General features: G+C 41.5%; 4 protein-coding genes and 1 pseudogene. 1 reads left to right on the forward strand and 4 read right to left on the reverse strand.

The features are described from left to right. From A4S05_RS32160 to A4S05_RS42260, 4 genes and pseudogenes are all read right to left on the reverse strand, one after another. Positions 1 to 415: pseudogene (locus A4S05_RS32160) on the reverse strand (hypothetical protein); the annotation flags it as partial. Positions 416 to 521: 106 nt separating this feature from the next. Further along, positions 522 to 956 (reverse strand): hypothetical protein, encoded by a 435-nt coding sequence (locus A4S05_RS32165; protein ID WP_069073832.1) that lies wholly within the window; start codon positions 954 to 956, stop codon positions 522 to 524. 16 nt (positions 957 to 972) lie between these two features. Continuing rightward, entirely contained in the window at positions 973 to 2079 is a 1107-nt protein-coding gene (locus A4S05_RS32170; RefSeq protein ID WP_256091323.1) for a ParM/StbA family protein, read from the reverse strand. A gap of 581 nt (positions 2080 to 2660) precedes the next feature. Then, complete coding sequence (locus A4S05_RS42260; RefSeq protein ID WP_176727174.1) at positions 2661 to 2810, reverse strand: hypothetical protein; 150 nt, start codon at positions 2808 to 2810, stop codon at positions 2661 to 2663. Positions 2811 to 2824: 14 nt separating this feature from the next. Between A4S05_RS42260 and mobF the strand changes: the two genes are divergently transcribed. Next, positions 2825 to 4034 (forward strand): MobF family relaxase (gene mobF / locus A4S05_RS32175; protein ID WP_141699869.1); only part of this gene is annotated, 1210 nt, incomplete at its 3' end.

Consider the following 4034-nt stretch of genomic DNA (forward strand, 5'->3'; position numbering starts at 1 on the left):
CAAGAAAGCGTTCGCACTCATCCGAGCTATACTCATCTTGCTCAGATAGTCCACAGACTTGGAGAATTATTAAAGCCTGAGAAAGTGCGATTTTATAGCCTCTTTCACGAGCAATAACTAGTAATTCAGTGATATCTAATGGTAATTGGGCTTTCTTCCCTTGTTTTTTCCCCCCATTTTTCGTTGACGACGAGGAATTGCCCTGAGTTTCTGACAGTGCATTGTCAACAACTGGAGATAATAGAGCCATTACTTCTTCATCATTTCCACCCTGCTCAATTAAGGTGCGACATTCACGAAACCTGTCTGCATCATTCTCGGTATATAACTCTTTTTCAGGTATCCCACTCAAGCGTAAAGTCCGGCTAATTTCTGATGGTGAAAGGTTGTTAAAAAGTTCTTGTGGTTGATACATAATCATGCACTCCTATTTAAAACAATTCGCACTCTTGCTACACCCCGCTCCGAAGAGAGCAATCACGCTCCGCAAACGAGCGTCATTGCCAATTGTTCGGTCAGTCCTAAAAAGGATTTAACCAGTCAGTTCCCGACTCCGATTCTTCTGGTACGGGAGTCCTGGATATTGGTAATGGTTCTTTGACTGAAGTCCTGGATATTGGTAATGGTTCTGATTGTATTAGTTGTAGTGGCTGTGATTGATTAGAGGCTACTGCAATCATCGGCGTTCCTTGAGACGGGATTTCTCCCAGCAGTCCCATCAAATATGAAGAGTGGAGTTGAAGGCGGTAAAGACAAGCACGAATGTGTGGCTCTAAATTCACGGATTGATCCACAGCTTGATAAGCTAAAGGCAACCAATAACTGCTAATGGCAATCATCGCCATATCCCTAGCAGGATAAAGAGTATTCTTGGAATTTAGATACTTAATGACCACGGCTTCTTTACTATCAGCCTTAACTCTACTTCGTAAGCGAAACTCAACATCTGAAAGCATTTCATTATTCCTTTAATTAAGAAGCACGATGAGTTGAAATGGATGACGTAGCGTGTTGGTAACGAAACAATCCATATACATCAGTGAAACGCAAGCACAAAGCATCTTTTTTAATCGGCAGGTTAAAAGCTAAACGCACATCCTCAGATAATTCTGCTGCCCATGAAATGTCGGTATGAGTAAACAAATTTTTCAACTCCGAGCCTAAATATTCCGACGTTCCACCACCAATAATGACTTGCTCAATATGGGCAGGAATATTAATTTTGAGCCAAGTGGATACCTTTTCCCAGTATTCTTTACGAGATAAGTCAGCCACTTCAATAATTTGTGCTATCTCCTCAACCTTAAAATCAGACTTTTTACTCCGAGCCAAAGGTTTGCAGTATCTCGGTTTCAATGTCGGGCCTGATAGATGAACCGCCTTTAACAAATCATGTAAGTTTTGCCCTGATGTTCGGCTTTTGATTCTCTCCAGCATCCACGCCAAGCCCAATCCTTCCGTTTTTCCAGTTGAGATACCACGCTCAAAGATTACGGCTGATATATCCCGAAAACCCACCATCACCACAGCAATGTTCATTTTATTGAAATCTGTGCCAAGTTTTTTACTTCGCGTCAATATCAGTCCCCCACCTTCGGGCAAGCACTGAAAGTTAATCAGATTTATACAAAATTGTTTCCCTCGAAAGCTAAAGCTAGACAGTGCCTTACTTAAACCCCTCTCCAATCTCTCTCTATCTTCCCACTCCCCATAAGGCAATAGCAGCCCCAAGGATAAATCAAAGTTTGCCTTCAAAGAATCTCTAATCGCTATTGCCCCCACTGCTGCCAAAGTTTTTGGAATCGCGTTCTCATACTTGAGTTCTAAAAAATTGATTCGCGCTTCAAAATACTTTTGGGCCAAAAACCCAACCGCATAATATTCTTCGTTGTACTCTATCCATGCTTCATTCTCTGGATTGGGCCGATTCATTTGCCCAGACTCATATAAATCCAACGAATCTTTGGAAATCTTAATTAACTCTGGTTCCATACACAGCAATTCTGACTTGTACGAAATCTCCGAGAGAACACGATAAACCATCTTCGTCATTGAAGTTCCCGGATCAAGACTCAACATTAAATCCACAAGAAAATTTCTCCCTATTTTTGACCCTTTTTTTGTCTATCTAATTGATAATTACTCTCAATTTGAACCGCCCAAACCGTGATTTTTTCCACATTTACGAAGAAAGATTACAGTTTTGGCAATACTCTTTGACTTTCCATAAATTCGTGCATCTGATAGAAAATCTCCACAAAATCCCTCAATTCCCAATTTTCACCAATTACATTCAACATCTCCCAATATCTAAACAATATCTCCCAAATCTCTAATTCATTTCTTACCTTTTCAACTATTCAACATCATCTAGTCACAAAATTCTCATTAGCTTAATATTTTCCAACAATTCCTAAGACTTCCCAAGACTTCCTAGCACTTCCTGATACTTCCCAATTTTCTCAAGGATTTTCCCAATTATCTAGTAATTAGCTCAAATAACCACAAGCCTTGGAATACATCTTTTCCTGACGCACAGTACGCCATATTTGGCGGAAAGAATGCTCAATTTTTTGCTATATTAAATATCAATTATCTATTGAGAAAAAAAGTTGAAGTCCAAGAATCACGAAAATCTTTTCAGTCGCCATCAAGCACCACTAAGTTTGATGACGGGGATTGATTTTGACTTCAATACTTATTGCAAAGGTGATTATCTTGCCAACAGAGAAAATAATCAGAATTTCTTGACGAGAGTTTGTTGCACCAACAGATGGAATAGAACAAGGATTAACTTTTGTAAACCCCATCCCAGAGGTGAGCCATGTTAACAGCGGCTAACGTATCCTCAGAGATGGCGGTGAACTACTTCATCAAGAATTACTATCACCAAGGTAAGTCGCTTTGGAGTGGTCAAGGTGCTGAAAAATTGGGGTTGTCAGGGGCAGTCGATGATGAAGAAGCTTTTAAAAATATCATTGAGGGGCTTACGCCTGATGGTCGTAAGGTATTGAATGCCAGAGTAGTCAAAGAAAAGGGGAAAGGATTTGAACGCAGAGCCGCATTAGACTGTACATTTTCAGCGCCCAAAAGTGTGAGCTTGATGGCATTGGTGGGTGGGGATACACGGTTAATCGATGCCCATCATCAGGCGCTAAAAGAAACCCTGGAGCTAATAGAGCAGCGTTACGCCTATACCAGAGTGACAGATGATAACAAGAGACATAGGGTTAAGACTGGTAACTTGGTCGTCGCGCAGTTCGATCACATCGAAAGTCGGGATTTAGACCCACATCTGCACACCCATTGTTTGCTGATGAACATGACCCAAACTCCAGATGGTAGGTGGTTGAGTTTGGGTAATAACGAGATATTCGCCAATAAGAAATTCTTGGGCATGGCATACCAAAGCTCTCTGGCGCGTGAGGTGCAGAAGCTTGGCTACGAGATAGAACTCCGCAAACATGGGCAATTTGATATAAAAGGGTTCAAGGAAGAGGATTTAGAGGCATTTTCTCAACGCCGACAGCAAATACTCGCTCTTGCTGGTGCTAACTCCACCTGGGCAGAACGTGAAAAAATTTGGGATAATACTCGCCAGCGTAAGGAAAAGTTACCAGAGTCAGAGTTAAAAGCTTACTGGGTTGAAGAAGCAGCGGCGCTAGGAATTACCTTTGTCAAACCTGGGGAAGCTTGGGAGAATGTACCAGCCAATGATTTGAATTTGAGTCACGTTTTGAATTTAGCGATCGCTCACTGCTCAGAAAGGAATGTAGCATTTACCCAGGAAGACTTAGAAAAATTCGTCCTAGAAGAACGTTTAGCCACTGATGTAACAGCCATTGAGCCATTGATAAAATCCCACCAGGAGTTAATCGGCTTGCCAGGTTTAACTCATCAATTTACAACGATGACAGCAGTCCGGCGGGAGTTGGCGACAATAGAGTTAATGCAGCAGACACAAGGCAACGTTAACCCAATTTCGCACCCGGAAGTAGTTGAAAGCCTTTTGGAGAATACTTTACTGAACAAAG

Origin of the sequence: Nostoc sp. KVJ20 (assembly GCF_001712795.1) — a bacterium.
GTDB lineage: Bacteria > Cyanobacteriota > Cyanobacteriia > Cyanobacteriales > Nostocaceae > Nostoc.

Bases quoted from the DNA above. Each gene is read 5' to 3' on its own strand.
- A4S05_RS32170 (WP_256091323.1), bottom strand. From the start codon at position 2,079: ATGTTGAGTCTTGATCCGGGAACTTCAATGACGAAGATGGTTTATCGT.
- A4S05_RS42260 (WP_176727174.1), bottom strand. From the start codon at position 2,810: ATGGGGTTTACAAAAGTTAATCCTTGTTCTATTCCATCTGTTGGTGCA.
- A4S05_RS32165 (WP_069073832.1), bottom strand. From the start codon at position 956: ATGCTTTCAGATGTTGAGTTTCGCTTACGAAGTAGAGTTAAGGCTGAT.